The organism is Zoogloea sp. (assembly GCF_023150065.1).
Lineage (GTDB): Bacteria > Pseudomonadota > Gammaproteobacteria > Burkholderiales > Rhodocyclaceae > Zoogloea.
The window spans coordinates 1-615 of sequence record NZ_JAKLLN010000158.1; the positions used below are offsets into that span (position 1 = coordinate 1).

At 74.5% G+C, this 615-nt stretch carries 1 protein-coding gene; it reads left to right on the top strand.

What is annotated here, in order from left to right; translation table 11 throughout:
* Positions 1-571 (top strand): GTP-binding protein (locus L6Q67_RS24025; RefSeq protein WP_296576178.1); only part of this gene is annotated, 571 nt, incomplete at its 5' end.
* Positions 572-615: the final 44 nt, after the last annotated feature.

The following is a 615-nucleotide window of genomic DNA, read 5'->3' on the forward strand; positions in this document are numbered from 1 at the left end:
GGCGCTCGACGCGCTGGCGGCGCAGCTGGCCGGGCTCAACCCCGGCGCGCCCCAGGTCCGCATCGCCGGTGGCGAGGTCGACGCGGCCGTGGTGCTCGACTGCGGCCTGTGGAACCCGAACACCCATTCCGCCGACGTGGCCGGCTGGCTGGCCGACGAGGCGGTCGCTGCCGCTGCAGCGCGCCCCAGTCCCTATGCCCCGCGCCGCGAGCCGGCCGCCAGGCCGCCCGCCGATCCGGCGCCGCGCCACGACGAACACACCCACGCCTTCGTGCTGCGCCTTGATGCCCCCGTCGCCTGGGGCGATTTCACCACCGCCCTCGATCTGCTGCAGAGCCTCGTGGGGACGAATCTGCTGCGGGTGAAGGGCATCGTGAATGTGCGCGGCGAGCCGGCGCCGCGGGTCGTGCAGTGCGTGCATCACCTGCGCTACCCGGACGCCTCGCTCCCCGCCTGGCCCGACGCCGACCACGGCACCCGCCTGGTCTTCATCGTGCGGGATCTCGAACGGGACATCGTCGACCGCGCCTTCGCCTGCCTGTGCGGGCAGGCGCCCGGAGTGACCGCCTGATGCGCGTGGGGCGTAGCACCTCCGCCTGCCTGCGCAGCCTGCTG